Source organism: Helicobacter sp. NHP22-001 (genome assembly GCF_030270165.1).
GTDB lineage: Bacteria > Campylobacterota > Campylobacteria > Campylobacterales > Helicobacteraceae > Helicobacter > Helicobacter gastrofelis.
The window spans coordinates 1-15,719 of record NZ_BSWS01000017.1 but is presented as its reverse complement, the minus strand read 5'-3'; the positions used below and the strand labels follow the sequence as shown (position 1 = coordinate 15,719).

The following is a 15,719-nucleotide window of genomic DNA, read 5'->3' as shown; positions in this document are numbered from 1 at the left end:
TACATAGACTACTTTAAAAAATCTGTGCCCAAATGTGATGCTCCTGATTATTTTGTGTATGTGTTTGAGAGTATGCAAGAGTTGCAGAAGTGGATAGAGAAATATAGCCAAAATTCTCTTTCATAAAAAGCTCCATAATACCGAATATACAACTTAAGGGCTGTTGTGTTAAAATGCACTAAGCAAGTGGTAACCTCTTATTATGAGCTATTTAGCGTATCGATCTTTTCCAATTACAACGCACTGATTGAGTCATAAGACCAAGATAGCAAGCTCACGCCCTAGACGAACTCAAGGCTATAGAAACTAAGTTTCAACTAGAAAAAAATAAAACTGAAAATTTAGATATTGTCCATAAAGACTTAAACACTCTTTGCGAGAGTTTAGGTATTAGTGTGGGTAAAGAGAGCATGCCCCAAGACATACTCAAAACGCTCACAAAGGCGATTAGCAATACAAAACACGCACAATTTGTTTTTAGTCATTGCGCACTTGTCTATCCACACATACCCCCAAACTCAGATAATTGGATAATAATCAAGCAATATTGATGAGTGAAAATTAGAATAAAAACTCTCATTGCCTTTTTCATACAAAACAACCCAAACACCACCCTATATCTCTCTCAATTCTATATTTTGTCATACAAAATCGTGTCATACAAATTTCTATGAAGTGCCTATTTTAGGAGGTTTTTTCTGTGAGAATACCTGTATTTTATTATACAAATTTGTCATACAAACTTGTAATTTTGTCCTACAAATGTCCTACATAAAAAATCTCACAAAATGTATCTCAGGCTATAATACCCTATATGATTATTTAGCTTCTTCTTTGCAAACAAAAGTCCTAATACGACATAGATAGTGCTGTACGCACACACTAAAGAAAGAGTGAAGCGGATATTAAAGGAGTGGAAAGGGAAAGGCGGAGATGAGATAGGTAGAGACTACCATGAGGTATGGTCATGCATTAAATAATTCAAGAAATACTAAATACAATTTTAAATAATGTTTAATGTTTTTAATAGTGTTTGAAATATTAATAATTTATATTTAATATATTTCTAAATGTGTGCCAAATATTCAAAAATCTTATCAAGTGCTCTATTTTGCTACAATTCTTGCCTACACCATAGATAAGGGGGCTGTTATGAAGACTATCCAATTATCAGTACCAGATGAAATGGCTACACTGATTGGCGATGCAGATGAACAGACACAAATTTTACAAAAAGCCTTGCTCCTTTATCCTCGCATCAAAGATCAAAGCATTTCTTATGGGAGAGCTGCAGAGATACTGGGGATGAAAAAGTTGGATTTACTAGACATTTATGGTCAAATTGGTATCCCCATTATTGACTATAGTGTAGCAGAAGCACAAGCAGACCTAGAATGTTTGAGAAAAATACTAAGAACAAAGCCTCATTAGTCGTTTCGGACACGACACCCCTGATTTCATTCTTAAAAATGGGAACTTTAGATCTGTTGGGGGATTTTTTTGGTTATGTGTATATCCCATCAGGTGTGTTTGCTGAGCTCACAGAGAATGAGAGGTTTCAAGATGAAGCCAAGCAGATTAGAGATTGTAAATTCATACAAGTTTGCTCTGTTCCAAAAGAAGAGACCGCAAAACTAAAAAAGAACACGGGACTAGACTTAGGAGAATGTGAAGCCATTGTTCTAGCCAAAACTCTCAAGGCTGAATTACTTCTTATGGATGAACGAAAAGGCAGAGCAGAAGCCCAAAAACTAAGTTTAAAAATTACAGGCACTCTAGGTATTTTATTGCAAATGAAAGAAGAAGGCTTTGTCTCCTCTACACAACTCCAAACCTTTGTTGAAGCTTTAGAAAGACACAAACTTTTTATAAGCCAAAAATTGCTGAATATGCTTTTTGAAGGTTAGGGTCTCATCTGAACATTTAGTCAACTTACAGCACCTTATAATATTCAACAACAAAAAAATATAATATAACGTCTGCATTGTATAAGGCAACTATACTCAGTCGCGTTACCTTGTTCTGTACTGAGCGAATAATCATTGGTGTTGCATCGCAGAACATGGGGTTGTTTTTAGATGATGTTCTAAAGGGCTCTGACACGAAGAAATATTTAAATACTGGACTTAATAGACCAGATGATCCAAAACCAAGAAAAATACAAGAGGTGAGCAGAAATCCGCCCTCGAATCCGCCCGCATCGTAGCACAATTTTTGATAATTTTTCTATGGTAAGATGTGAGTAAGATACAATATAAAAAATATTTAAAAATGATATAATTTCTGTGTGCATGGGGTTATAGTTCTTGCAACTAAAAAGGCAAGATTACCAAATCTTGGAGGGTGGGAGTCTTATTTTGATAAACATAAGGAGTTGTATGGATCGTATCTGTCATTTAACTATCGAGCACTTGACTATCGAGCATTTGACCATCAATGGTGATTTAAAAGACTTGGGCATTAAAGATTGGGGGGGGGGGGGGGGTAGATCACGCCTCTAAATCTTATCCATCCCCACACCACAACCCCGCTGATGACCCCGTCTACAAGCGAGCAGTAGAGGAAAATAACCGCTACAAGGGGTGTCCTGAATGTGCTAGCACTAACCAACGCTCTTATGATCTCCAAAAACAGCTAGTAGAGGTGCTTGAATGGGCAGCTTCTCTATGCCCACATCTTGGCTTAACACCCCCTAATCCCCAACTAGCACCCGCAGAACAAATTAGAAGCCTTTTAGAGCAAAAAACCAACCCCGAACAACAAGAGGATTTGAGCGAACTTGAAAAAGAGTTATGCCACTTCGCACAGAACTTGTTAAAACTAAACCTAGAGGACATAATAGACATGGGCAAGGATAAAAAGGACAAACTCACCCTCAAAGAACTTAGAAAAATGGTTGTGGAAATGCAAAAAGCAGTTAAAACACTGCAAGGGCGGGTCGAAAACCTAGAAAACGAGCTTGAAGGTCCTGAGGGTTTGAGGGAAAAATACACAAAACTAGAGAAGGAAAAAGGAGCGGTTGATAAGGAGCTAGGAGAGAAAAGGGAAGCACTAGGGAAAAAAGAGAAGGAGCTAGGAGAAAAGAACGCAACAATAGAGGATTTGCAGAAAAATAAGATACCGGGCTTACAGAGCGAACTAGGAACTGAAAGGCAAAAAGTAGAAAACTTAGACAAGAAGTTGGAAGGTTTAGAGCAGGAAAAAGCCAAACTAGAAACCAACGCACAACAAAAGGAAGAAGAATTAGAGGGGCGGATCACAAATTTAGAGACACAAATGGCTACACTCAAGGGCTTTGAGCCCTACCAAGAGCTTTTAAAACTTGCCCAAGAACATCCTAATTTGGGGCTTGTGGCAAATACACCCGGGGATTTGCTCAATGAGATTTATAAAGCCCCTAAAAACTTGATGAAAAAGGTAGCCGAGAACACCCTCAAATCCATTAAAGAAAAAACAGCGGATGCGCCAATTTGGATGGACTATTTTGAACGCCTCTTTGCGATTTTGCAAGATTTGCTTGGTTTGCAAAGGCTGGCGATTAAAGAAGGCGATGGATACAACCCCGCAAAATGCGAGATATTGGGCAAGGGCAATAAGCAGGGTAAGGTTTGCAAAGTTCTCTTTCAAGGCTACCAAATAGGTGGCACCACCGTGGCATATAGTTTGGTCGAAACGCAGTGATCGCGGGCATTTTGGTGCGTGTGCGGGCGTTTTTATGTGCGCATTTGTGTGCAAAAGTTCCAACCCCCATTAAGAAAGGAAAAAACATGGAAGAACAAAGAGACAAAATCAGTATTGAGGAATTAACCCTTCCTGAAAGGCATCCTTTAGCCAAAAAGTTACGGAATTTAGAGAAAAAGGGCAATGAGAAAACCAAAGAGATTTTAACCGATGTCCAAAGGAAATTAGATGGTTTTGAGGGAAAGATTGCAACTCTCCCTACCAAAGACCAAGAGCGTTTGTTAACGGTGGCTAGACGCGTGCGTTATCTCAAGCCCGATGATTCTTGTGTGCGATCCCCGCAGTTTTTGGAATACCTGCAGGAATTATCTGTTTTGGTTTCTCGCAACCAAAAGCCCTTTATTCCGGCGCACTGGATTAAAGAGTTTGAAGCGTTGTTGCAAGATAGCCAATTACATATCAAAATGGAGGATTTGCGCCCTGAGTTACTCGAAATTGACCATGTAGCCATTGGCATTGAACCCTATGCGCAAACTTTGCTAGATGACCCCAACGAGGGGCATTGGGACCTCTACCCTAGGGAAGATGGGTTCAAGGGTAAGAAGTTGTGTTTTAAATTTGATGTGCGTCTGAATGTCAGAACCCCTAAGGGAGATGTTAACCCCGGAGAGGTCGCCATTGACTTTGGCACTAAAAGCACCATTGCAGCTTACTTAGAAGATGGCAATCCCACCTTGCTCTCCATTGGTGCAGAACAAAATCTAGGAAATTTAGGCGATCGGGAGTTTGAAAACCCCACCATTATCGAGTTTAGACACCACCAAAAGTTTTTAGAGGACTATGGTGCACTTGAACACCGCCCCTTGACAGAACTTGCCGATCTAGGGGTCTCCCACGGGGCTTTTGAAGAGTTTAAAAAGGCTGAAGGGAATGACTTTTATCGATTTTTTTACAAACTCAAGCAATGGGCGGGCGCGGCAGATTACAATATCCGTTTCAACGATGAACAGGGGTATGAAGTGAGCTTGAAGGGCTTCATGGATTGTGATTTTAATAATCCAGTGGAATTTTACGCCTATCTGTTAGGACGCTATATCAACAACATGAATAGGGGGGTGTATTTAAAATATTTCCTCTCTTATCCGGTCAAATATGAGGAGGAACAGGCGTTAAAAATCCGCGAGAGTTTTGAAAAGGGTTTGAGAAAATCCCTTCCTGCTGGCTTAGATGAGAATCAATTACAAGTGCGCTTGACCTTGAGCGAACCGGCTGCCTATGCGATCAGTGCATTGCTAGAATTTGGGTTTTATGACAAAGTGGATCAAAAGGGCATTTACTATGGGATTTTTGACTTTGGGGGCGGGACAACCGATTTTGACTTTGGGATTTTTAAAGAGAGTGATGATCCCAACCACGAATTTGATCTCTGCCCTTTCACAACCCATGATGGCATGCGTTGGCTAGGAGGCGAGAATTTATTAGAACTTCTAGCCTATGAACTCTACATTCAAGAGGATCACCTAGAGCAGATGCGCGAACACAAAATCCCCTTTGTAGCCCCTAATTACGATCCGGCGCGTTTCAACACTGCCCTCTTAGGCGATCTCATCACTCTAGCTCCCCGTGAGGGCAGGCGCAATTTACAAGATTTGGTAAAACTTTTGCGCCCCTTTGTAGAAAACTTGAGTGCGGAGGATTTGCAAAAAGAGGATCAAGAGCTACAAGAACAAGAAATGGGCAAAATAGAGCGAGTCATCACTTTAAAAAATGCGCATGGTGGGGATGAAGACATTAACCTAGCCATCAACTATCCCCATCTGCTTGCCGTGCTGAGAAGAGAGATTGAAGATGGGGTCAAAAACTTCTTTACAAGCTTGCGACTCTTGGGCGAGAAAATAGAGGGCATGACAAAATTGCACATTTTCTTAGGGGGGAATGCGAGCCGCTCCCCCTTGCTCAAAGCCATTTTCTTAGAACACATTGAAAAGGAAAAAGAAAAATACCAAGCCTATAAAAACACCCAACTGAACAAACGCGGGGAAGAGATGCCGGATATGGATTTTGAACTCTGGCCCCCTCTAGGCACCCCTGAGGCAGATGAAATCATCAAAAGAGAGAACCCCATGCACCCCATACACGATGGACCGATCCATTCTTCACACCGCGTAACCTGTAAAACGGGGGTGGTCTTTGGGCTTTTGGAGGGGCGTGAGCGCAACAAAGGGGGTATTCGGATTGTGCGGGAGGAAACAGCCCCTGCCTTTAAATACCACATCGGCTTTGAACGCAGAAGGCGTTTTGAACCCAAATTGCACCGCGATCGAATCAAGATCGGGGAATGGGTGGAGTTGGATTGTTTGGGGTCTTATCAAGAGGTGGAATTCCGCTACACGGATAAAGCGAGTGCCTTTGCTGAGGAGAGGAATTTTCCAGCCAACCAAACAATAAGATGCGTGGTGAGTTTGGATCGCCCCTATCCCGACCATGTGCTTAAAATTTGCGCTCAAGATATGAGCACGCTTAAAATCGGCGTTTTCAACGATAAGGGTGAATTGGTTTGGTCAGAGAAAGTCATCCGTCTAGATGACAACAAAGCGACTCATCTCAATTAATAAAGGAATGCCATGCGTTATACCTATGTTTTTGTGCTAGTCAATAATTGCGTGTGTGTGCTCCAATATAAAGATGAAAAGATTAGAGCGTCTAATTTAGCTAACAAAGCACGCTTTGAGGACATCTCTGAGAGTTTTTGGGAGGATTTCCAGCGGGTTTTTAACATCGATCCAAAAGGGCATAAAGACTATGCCTTTGTGTGGATCAACAAAGCCTACAAGCATAGTATCGTGCTAAATACCCCTGATTTTAAGGATCGCCTAGAGAATAGCATTTGGGATTATAGACGCATGGCAGATGTGCGCGACATCCTTGAGAGGGATTGTTCCATGCGTTTTAATTTTGAGGATTTTGCAGGGTGTCAGTTATATTCCCTGTCCTCTGCAACCCTCTTATTCACCAATGCTAATCTAGAACGCCCACAAGAAACATCCTTTGAGGATGAAAAACGCTCAACGGGTTTTCATGACTATAGCAAGGATAGCCTCAAGTCCAATCACGAAGCTATCTATGGAAAAAACCCCAAAAAGAGCACATCTGTGGGGCGCACCCTCTCTACTACAGCCTCTATGAAAGGGGGGGATAACAAACCTAGCAAAGATGAGGAGAATATATAAAAGCGGTGTGGTTGGGCGGGACTTTAAGAAAATCTAAAACAAGGAGTTTTGATGTCAGTAGCACAAGCCGATTCTGATGAGATTGAGGGTTTTGCCAACCATTTACAGCAATTCCTAGACGATCTCAACGACATGGTCAATAGTCTCAATGGGCATTTTCGTTCTTTAGGAGATACTTGGGGCGATAAAAAATATTTGGAATTTGAGGAAGTCTTGCGGGATTTAGAGTCGTTTTTAAAACGCTTTGATACCGATGCGACCGAGCAAGTCGCATGGCTTAGGCGCAAGGTTGAGGAACTTAGGACTTATGGAGGCATCTGATGCCTGTTAATGTCGATACGGAGCAACTACGCCAAGTCATTACGCAGTTACGCTTTTTTAGAGATGAGTTGCAACAAAGAACACGCAACTTTTTGCGAGAGTTGCAAGAGTATTACGAAGCGATCTGCGAAGAATATCGCAACACCAAGAAGTTGCTAGAAGAGGCTAGAGTGGGATTAGCGGATGCTAGGCGTTATGAGGGTTATTGTAAGGCTGCCCTAGCAGCAGCTATGCTTCTCCCGCCACCATGGAGATTTCCTGCTGTAGCCACAGCCACAGCCGCCCTGACCATAGCCACTAATAAACGCAAACAATGGGAAGAAAAAGTTGCTTTACTTGAGCAGGCTTTAGAGATTTACAGCGAGCAGATTAAACGCATTGAGAGTCAGCTCCTAGAGGAAGCCTACCAGCAAAGCAAGGGCTTATTGCTAGACTATGACGAGGAACATAACCAACTCTGCCGGCGTTCCAATGAGGCGGCTAGCATTATCGAGCAAGCATACAACATTCCCCCACCACAATTCCAAAAATTACAAGAATTATCCGCACAACTAGAAGCCTTACAAGAACAGCTCAAACCCAATGCCAGAGAGCAACAAATCCAAGAGGCAAACACTAAATACCAAGAACTCTTAGAGGGACAAAAAGAGGACTTTAACGTAAACCCCCAAAATGATTTTGACATCCACTTTAGTGAGTTTAATTTGCCTATTTTTCCGGGAGTGTTTTCTACCACCATAGACTTAGAACATTTAAATGAGGAAAAATCTATGTTACACTTCCGTGCGATCAAGGCTTTACAAAAAGCCCTAGAAGAACGCGCCTCCTTGCAAAATCTTTTTGATGATGAAGAGAAAGCACAGATCAACAAGGGCATCACCCCTAAGGGTTATCTCTGGCATTTTGATGGCAACCCACCACTAGGCACTATGCAACTTGTGCGTGAAGAAATTTTACTCAAAGTCCCACACAGCAAAGGTTATCCCCTATGGCAACAAATGGCAACACAACTCAAGGCTTAAGTTGGGATTTTGCGATCCCTTTACAAGAGGAGGGATTGCAAGTTGCACAAGATTTTAGCAAGCAAGAATTTAGCCCTACATTCATTGACTTTTTAAGGCGTAACAACAATGCGATTCCCCCTAAACGCAGTTTCTCCATTGGCAATAAAAACTATAGCTTTAAAAATGTGCTGAACTTCAACACAGAGGGCAAATGCCTCTTTGTGTTTTTCATGGAGAGCCTCAAAGAGCACTTGGGGCAGAGTGAAATCGTCTTTGGGAGCGATGGGTATGGGGGTTATTATCTCTTGGATACTAGCAACCAACAAGTCTTATTCCTAGACACGGACACCTACACCAAAACGCCCTTATTGGTTTTGGACATGTTTATGAAAAAATTAGAGGACTAAGGACACGCATGTATTATGATGGGAGCACACAGACTTTACAAGGGCTAGAGAGGCAATTTTTAGAGGCAATGGATGACGATTTGGGGGCTAAGTTAAGTGTAGAGGTCTTTTACCCCATGTGTAGCCTCACCAATCGCCTAGAAAACCTAGAATACGAGATCAAAAATACTAGGCAGATGATTGAAAATCGCTTAGATGAGGCTAGAGATTTGGTCAGAAAAGCGCAAAATATTAAACCTTAGGAGAGCACATGGACCACAGCTTAAAAAATTTAGATAATATTCTCAAAAGTGTGTATTTTGAGGATGCGCCCGCATCTTTGATTCAAGAAAGCTTAGATAACATGCAAGCGCAAATCAAGCAAGTGCGCGCGATTCAACCCCAATTAGGTGGGGAGTTGCATGTCAATCACAGCAAAGAATATCCGGATTTTCTAGCCCTAGGACTCTATGAAGTGCGCGATGGGCACACTCCTGAGAGTTTTGAGCCCTTTTATGCCCCTAAAACCCACACTTTCCCCCCACCAGCTCTCTTTGGGGATAGCCCAAATACGCCTAGATTTATGCGTGAAACATTGATGCGCTTGATCTCAACAATCCCCCTCACGCATTTAGAAGTGGTCTTAGTGGATGCGCTCAGTCTTGGAGGTATTTTTGCACTGGCTAGAAGATTGCTTAAAAAAGACAATGACTTTATCTACAAGCAGAAGATTCTCACAGAGGGCGATGAGATCAAGGAGGCTTTAAAGAGTCTTTATAGTTACTTGAAAGTGAATTTACAAGAAAAACTAGCCAACTACAAAGATTTTATGCACTTTAACCGCAATAACCCAGACATTTTAGAAGTGCGTGCGTTATTTTTAAGCGGGGTGGATGCGCTGGATGGGGAGAGTTTGCATTACTTGCAAAAAATTGTGCGTTTTGGACCGTCTAATGGGGTGTTGAGTTTTATTCATAGTGAGAGTGAGGGCGAGGCTTCTACTGGGCTTAAAGCCTTGATGGGATATTTAGAAAATTATGGGCAAGACTTCGAGGCTGTGGCTGACTTAGAGCATGTGGATTTAAATGTAGTGCACGATTTCAGCGTGTCTCAAGAGCATTTAAACGCTTTTGCGCACGAAGTGGAACAATATTATAGCGAACGCAAGCAGGTTAAGCGCGAACTTGATGTCTTGCAAAGACCTAAGGAGTTTTGGAGCAAGCAGAGCACCTTTATTGTGAGCGTACCCATTGGCTGGGATAAGGATCATAGAGAGGTTTTATTTGAGATTGGGGGCGATCACACGGGACACCACACTTTGGTGTGTGGGAAAACGGGGAGCGGAAAGTCCAACTTTTTAAATGTGTTGATCCAAAATCTAGCCTTTTACTATTCCCCAGATGAATTGCGCTTGTTCTTGTTAGACTATAAAGAAGGCGTAGAATTTAACGCCTATGCCAATCCGCCTTTAGAACATGCTGAATTGGTGAGTGTGCAGGCTTCTGTATCCTTTGGGATCGAGTTTCTAGAATCGCTCAATAATGAGATGATTGAGCGATCGGAGAAATTCAAGGAGTGTGGAGTCAAAGATTTTAAGGGCTACCGCCACGATGCCAAGCAATCCATGCCTAGAATAGTGGTGGTGATTGATGAATTTCAGGTACTTTTTGCAGAAGTCGTAAGTAAGGAAAATGAACATCTAACAAAGCTCTTACAAGCGCTACTTAAAAAAGGGCGTAGTTATGGGATTCATCTCATCTTTTCTACCCAAACTATGCGCGGAACTACAATTCCACAAGCAATGAAAACCCAAATTGATAACCGCATGGCTCTGGCAATGGATGCAGAGGATAGCATGACTGTTTTAGGCAATGAAGCCGCTGGCGATCTCACACTCAAGGAACGTAAAGGTATTTATAGCAATGTTGGCGAGAAGAAAACGCCCGCTATGATGACTTATACGACCATCCCCTATGCAGCCAATGAGAAACTCCCTACCTTTATTCAAGAAACCATCAAAGCCGCCCAAGAGAGAGGCACAAAGCCTGTAGAACACGAGCTTTACAATGGCGAACTCCCAGTTGCGATGCCTACAAGCTTGCAAGTGCAGGGCGCGGCCTTGCAGCTAGGCGTGGGTGCGGGTTATAAGGGGAAAGACTTTATTTTGCACTTTGAGGATGCCCCACAATCCCATTTGCTCATGGTGAGCAATGATCTAGCCACCCAAATTGCTTGGCTTCAGATTATTGGTAAAAATTTACAAGTAACTGGCAAACAACTTTACTACTACAACGCTAGTAAACAGATCGCTAGCCATGCCTCTGTGCTACAACCCTTTGGGATTGTAGTAACCCACACCAATGCCCAGCTCTTTGCGGAGAATCTAGCACCGGGTAGCTTTATTCTCATCGATTCTTTAGATGAGGCAACAGATTTACATCGTAGCAAGGGCGGTTCTCTAGGTATGTGGCAGACATTTTTAGAGAAAGCCATGGATAATGAACAGCACTTCATTGTCTTTGCTAGCAGTCTTAAAAATGTTATGGGCAATCATGAACTCAAGCCTATGTTAGAACACTTCCGCTACCGCATCATCTTTAAGAGCAACAAAGAGAATTTAGAAAAAGCCATCTACCCTGGGGAGATCAGAGCTGAGCTAAGTCCTGTTAATGCACGCTTTATAGACAAAACAACCGATCAGTGGAGGGATTTCAGACCCTATAGCTTAGGACAAAATGTCTAGAAAAAAGGATAGTTTGGCTAATCAGTCAAAAGGAACTTGAACTCAAATGAATAAAAATGAAAAAATAAGGGGATGCGGGAGTTAGTTGCTTACCAAAGAGTACCGAACTATTACTTATCCACATTTAACCCAATTACAAACATTACTCATTTGATTAATCAAAATTTTAAACATTTTTTAATGGATTAAATCTTACACTGACCTATTAATCTAGAGTATTGTACTAGTCTAGTAGTGATGCCAGTAATGTTAGCAGTATCTGTACCAATCAACCAATAGTATCAACAATCAACAAAAACCAAAAGACAAGGGTCTCCATGATTTTCTCCACTATTAATAAAAAAGGCGGTGTGGGTAAGACCGCCTTTAGCTTCTCCATTGCTAAAGATTTAGATTTGTTCTTGCAAAGCAACGACTCTTCTATCATTGAGAGCATTTACCCCAACAAGGCTAAGATCAGCACCCGCCCCTCTTTAATCGACAATTGTGTCTATGACTTTGGAGGCTTTATCCAAAGTGGAGTTTTAGAAATTGCTAAAGCTAGTAAAGCCATCCTCATCCCCTGCACTCCCCTTTACAACTCTCTATTAAAAACCATTGAAACCATCCAAGAGTTGCAGGCCTTAAAAGTGCCCTTAATGGTGCTCATCACTGATTACCAAAGCCTAGAAGAGCAAGATCAAGCAAGATCTACCTTACAATCCAACTTCACAGACTTAAACTTTTTCTTTTTCAAACACTCTAGGATTATAGAGAACTCTATGCGCAAGGGATTGAGCTTTAAAGAGTTGTCTATGCAAACCCCACTCTCTAGAATCCACTACAAGACCTTCATTACAGAATACCAACGCCTTTTAGACACTTTAACACAAGGAGCAAGCGATGCGTGAAAACAAAAACATCCCTAAATCTATCCAAGATGCTTTGAAAAACACCAACAACCCACAAGCAAACACTTTCAGTGCTAAAGACAAAGCTAAACCGGGCAGAAAACCCTTACCTGCACACTTAAAACAAAACCACACCATCACTTTTTATCTATCCCAAGATGAATACAACACCCTCAAAGCTCTAGCTGACAAGGAAGCTGATAGTGTGAACTTCTTTGTCAAACGCTATGTGTTGAAGAATTTGGTAAGGGGGTGAGGTGTGAGTGGATGGCAATAAGCTAGGGATTGCCTGTATATGGACGCGTACTTATAACCTGCTTTCTTAAAACTTTTGTCTTTTTGGCATATTCGATATATCTTAGGTTTTGAGAGAAACAGATGGATAAACTTTTTGATGCGTGGAACAAACAAAGGAAAAACACGAATAAGTTAGCACCCTATAGAGTTATCCCGGGGTATACCTATTGGGTTTGTGGTGGTTACAATGTAGGATGTGAAGTCTATGGTAAATCTGTAAGTTTTACACGCCTTATTTTGGTGTCGCGAGTTCTAGCCAATAAACTCTCCTTGGGCGTGTCCCTTTCTAGTAAAACATACAAGAAAAAAATGCCTTACCATCACTTGTTTAAGAATGGTAGAGGCATAGAACAAATCGCTCTGCTCCACCAAATCCGCACATTTGACGCTAGACGCAGGCGCAATAAGGTGTCGAGAGCGGATAGACAAACTTCAGAAACTATCAAAGGGAAGATTAGAAATGAAGTGATTTGATATTCCCTACTCAAAGGTAGGGCAACTCTGTGTTGTCAAATCCAACACGAGTTCTCACCCAAAATGGGTTAAGGATATATTGTAACATACTTTTTAGCTTTTATGCTACCACAGTTTTTGATGACTAAATTTTGAGCTAGGTTTTTATTGCTCTTAAAAGCCCTCACAATCGCTTCTAAATCCACATTATAAGTTTAACTCCCAACTCCTAACCTTTCGCTCTATGAGCCTTTAAAAGCGATTTAAACGCTATCTTTGTTTTATCGTCTTGCTTTGTCTTACTTTTCAAGAGGCATGATTGCTCTGTTTGGTTGCTTTTTCACTCTCTCCCCAAGGACATGATTGCTCCACAATCGTAGATACTTCAAGACCAAAATCAAATTCTCATTTCTAAAACCCTCTCTTGGGGGTTTGGGGGTTTACCCCCAAGAGTAATATAGATGCCAAGCGTCAGCTTGGCTTACCTTAATCTCAATGTAAATTTTTTATTTTTTGTGTGAAGACACGAAAGAGAATTTATAAAGAGATTGTAAGATAATTGTACCTAGCTTGGGGGCTCGTTTGTACCGAGGTTCGCGAGGTCTAAGTGAAACATTTTGTCGGGAAGTTAATAACATTTTGTCGGGTTACTTAATAACATTTTGTTAGGATAAAAAATTTTTTAGGCTTTTTAATAACTTTTTGTCCGCAATCTCCACATTTTTAGCCATTTTTGCCACAAAAACTGCTCGATTTTGACGATTTTTGTACAAAGTTAACGCTATCTTATCTAAAAGGTTTTTATAAAATTCAATACCGTTATAGATGAGTTTATAGACATATTCTACCCAAAGATGATGCTTTTATTGCAAATTTAATACTAGATAATTTTAAAGTTTTAATATGTTATAATCTGTCAAATACGAAAAGCGTAAAAATTGGATAAAGAGCACCCCCTTTGTAAGCAACTGAGAACCCTACGAGACAAGCTAGATGCAATTATTTACTTAGAGATCAAGCACACTAAAGACTCTGTAAAGCTCAACCAAATTACCACGCAAAAATCTAAAGTAGTGCAAGAGATCGCTACCATTGTGATTGCCAATAAGTGGGATGGGGATGAAACAGGGGGTATCAACACATCGCCATGGGCTAAAGAGTGCCTAACAGCAATGGCAAACACGCTCAATAAATTGCAAGAACTTTTAGACAAGACAAACAACCAGCAGCTAAAGCAGAACATCAAAGAGGACTTAAAAGAGGTCGTTAACAACATTTCGATCATCTTAACCTCGTGGTTTAATGACCCCACTGAGGTATTGCCCTACACAATGTTATCACTTGTTACTGCGCAAACACAGCCACAACAACTCACTAAGGAGGAAGCACCACAACCGCAACCGCAAGAAACCCTCCAAGAGCAACCACAAGAACCCGCCAAAGTTCCCGTCTTATATAAAGACATTAATATGCACAACCCTGGGCAGGTCGCTTACCACAACGACATGTATAAAGTGGAGATGGGCAACTTAGGCGCACTAGAGAGCAATTTATTATTTTCTATTTTTAACATTGTCAAACAACAAGGTGATACAATCGTACATTTTGACTTACAAGGAATCAAAACGCTCATCGGTATCCCCAATATCCAACATAGCAGAGTTTCAAAGATAGTTAAAGAAGTATGGAACAAAATAAAGGTAGCGAACTTTTGGATACTGCTCCCAAGGCGTGATGAAAATCACTTGCTCTTTAGAACCTTTGCTATCAACTACTATGATGATGCCAAAACTAAAGTCAAAGACATAGAGATACAAGTCAATCACCCCCACTTCACCTACTTATTAAACGCGTTAAAGGGTAATTTCACAAACTTTCAATTACAAAAATTTTTAACTATCAAGGGCAAATACGCTAAAAGTCTTTTTCGCCTGATTGAGCGGTTTAAGGATAAGGTTGTTAATGGGTTTATTACCATCAACGCCTATAAAAACGACTTTCAAGGCTTTTGCAACTACATGGGCATCCCTAAAGATTATGAAGTATGCCATGTAGATAATAGGGTCCTCGTTCCCGCTTGCAAAGAACTCGCCTATACCCAAGATGAGATCAAAGAACGCGCTGAAAAAATGCGGTTGCTAGATCAACGTATTTATAGTAGCATCACCTATAGAAAAATTAAAACGGGGCGAGGGGGCAAAGTTACAGGCATTGTCTTTAAAGTGATACCTAACCCCAAAACCATTGCCGAGCAAGAGGCACGCCAAAACGCCCTAAAGGCTAGACAAACAAAAAGCTCCGTTTTAGATGCGCTCATGCAAGACTACAAAGAAAATAAGGCCTACCATAAACATTTTAGCAAAGAAGATGTTAAGACCCTAAAAGGCTTAATCAACTCTACGGGTAAGCTCGCCATAGACAATCCCGAACACATCTTTAAAGCGGTGCGCCTTGTAGACATTTACCCCGCCAAAACGAGAAAATGGATCGCCGTGCATTTTGAAGTCTTGGGTAATGATAAGCGAGATTTAGACATGGCAGGGCATGTGGCACTAAATGACAACCACAAATGGCAATACTTTGAAAAGCCCAAGAAGTGGGAGGGGCATTTTGTGGCAGTGTTTGAGGACATTGACCAATTCATCAAAGATTTCAAAAGAGGGGGCGACTCAGACACCACGCAAAAGTTAGTTGTCTTAGAAGCGCAAATCCCA

15 protein-coding genes are annotated in these 15,719 nt (G+C 41.3%); all 15 read left to right on the top strand.

All coding sequences use genetic code 11. The annotated features are described in order from the left end of the window. Positions 1-1,152: 1,152 nt before the first annotated feature. On the top strand, positions 1,153-1,431 hold the full coding sequence (locus tag QSJ47_RS07750; RefSeq protein WP_221272652.1) for a UPF0175 family protein: 279 nt from the start codon (positions 1,153-1,155) through the stop codon (positions 1,429-1,431). Then, on the top strand, positions 1,395-1,907 hold the full coding sequence (locus QSJ47_RS07745; protein ID WP_221272651.1) for a PIN domain-containing protein: 513 nt from the start codon (positions 1,395-1,397) through the stop codon (positions 1,905-1,907). Before QSJ47_RS07750 ends, QSJ47_RS07745 begins: the two co-directional genes overlap by 37 nt. Before the next feature lie 471 nt (positions 1,908-2,378). Further along, the gene (locus QSJ47_RS07740; protein ID WP_285602975.1) at positions 2,379-2,501 is read left to right on the top strand and encodes a hypothetical protein; all 123 of its coding nucleotides are present in this window, start codon (positions 2,379-2,381) and stop codon (positions 2,499-2,501) included. 142 nt (positions 2,502-2,643) lie between these two features. Next, the gene (locus tag QSJ47_RS07735) at positions 2,644-3,681 is read left to right on the top strand and encodes a hypothetical protein (RefSeq protein WP_285602974.1); all 1,038 of its coding nucleotides are present in this window, start codon (positions 2,644-2,646) and stop codon (positions 3,679-3,681) included. Between the two features lie 86 nt (positions 3,682-3,767). Then, positions 3,768-6,293, top strand: coding sequence for an acetate and sugar kinases/Hsc70/actin family protein (locus QSJ47_RS07730; RefSeq protein ID WP_285602973.1), 2,526 nt, complete (start codon positions 3,768-3,770; stop codon positions 6,291-6,293). Positions 6,294-6,305: 12 nt separating this feature from the next. Beyond that, the gene (locus tag QSJ47_RS07725) at positions 6,306-6,911 is read left to right on the top strand and encodes a hypothetical protein (protein WP_285602972.1); all 606 of its coding nucleotides are present in this window, start codon (positions 6,306-6,308) and stop codon (positions 6,909-6,911) included. 51 nt (positions 6,912-6,962) lie between these two features. Then, positions 6,963-7,232 carry a hypothetical protein gene (locus QSJ47_RS07720; protein ID WP_221272646.1) on the top strand — a complete coding sequence of 90 codons (270 nt, stop codon included), beginning with the start codon at positions 6,963-6,965 and terminating at the stop codon, positions 7,230-7,232. Then, on the top strand, positions 7,232-8,254 hold the full coding sequence (locus tag QSJ47_RS07715) for an HNH endonuclease (RefSeq protein ID WP_221272645.1): 1,023 nt from the start codon (positions 7,232-7,234) through the stop codon (positions 8,252-8,254). Before QSJ47_RS07720 ends, QSJ47_RS07715 begins: the two co-directional genes overlap by 1 nt. Further along, positions 8,221-8,643 (top strand): SMI1/KNR4 family protein, encoded by a 423-nt coding sequence (locus QSJ47_RS07710; RefSeq protein WP_285602971.1) that lies wholly within the window; start codon positions 8,221-8,223, stop codon positions 8,641-8,643. Before QSJ47_RS07715 ends, QSJ47_RS07710 begins: the two co-directional genes overlap by 34 nt. An 8-nt stretch (positions 8,644-8,651) precedes the next feature. Beyond that, positions 8,652-8,885: a hypothetical protein gene (locus QSJ47_RS07705; RefSeq protein ID WP_285602970.1), complete on the top strand. Its 234-nt coding sequence runs from the start codon at positions 8,652-8,654 to the stop codon at positions 8,883-8,885. Between the two features lie 8 nt (positions 8,886-8,893). Then, positions 8,894-11,365, top strand: coding sequence for an FtsK/SpoIIIE domain-containing protein (locus QSJ47_RS07700; protein WP_285602969.1), 2,472 nt, complete (start codon positions 8,894-8,896; stop codon positions 11,363-11,365). A gap of 317 nt (positions 11,366-11,682) precedes the next feature. Then, entirely contained in the window at positions 11,683-12,255 is a 573-nt protein-coding gene (locus QSJ47_RS07695) for a P-loop NTPase family protein (protein ID WP_221272641.1), read from the top strand. Continuing rightward, positions 12,248-12,511 carry a ribbon-helix-helix domain-containing protein gene (locus QSJ47_RS07690; RefSeq protein ID WP_221272305.1) on the top strand — a complete coding sequence of 88 codons (264 nt, stop codon included), beginning with the start codon at positions 12,248-12,250 and terminating at the stop codon, positions 12,509-12,511. Before QSJ47_RS07695 ends, QSJ47_RS07690 begins: the two co-directional genes overlap by 8 nt. A gap of 122 nt (positions 12,512-12,633) precedes the next feature. Beyond that, positions 12,634-13,026: a type II toxin-antitoxin system PemK/MazF family toxin gene (locus tag QSJ47_RS07685; protein ID WP_221272640.1), complete on the top strand. Its 393-nt coding sequence runs from the start codon at positions 12,634-12,636 to the stop codon at positions 13,024-13,026. 917 nt (positions 13,027-13,943) lie between these two features. Continuing rightward, positions 13,944-15,719: replication initiation protein (locus QSJ47_RS07680; protein ID WP_285602968.1), on the top strand; the 1,776-nt coding region annotated here is incomplete at its 3' end.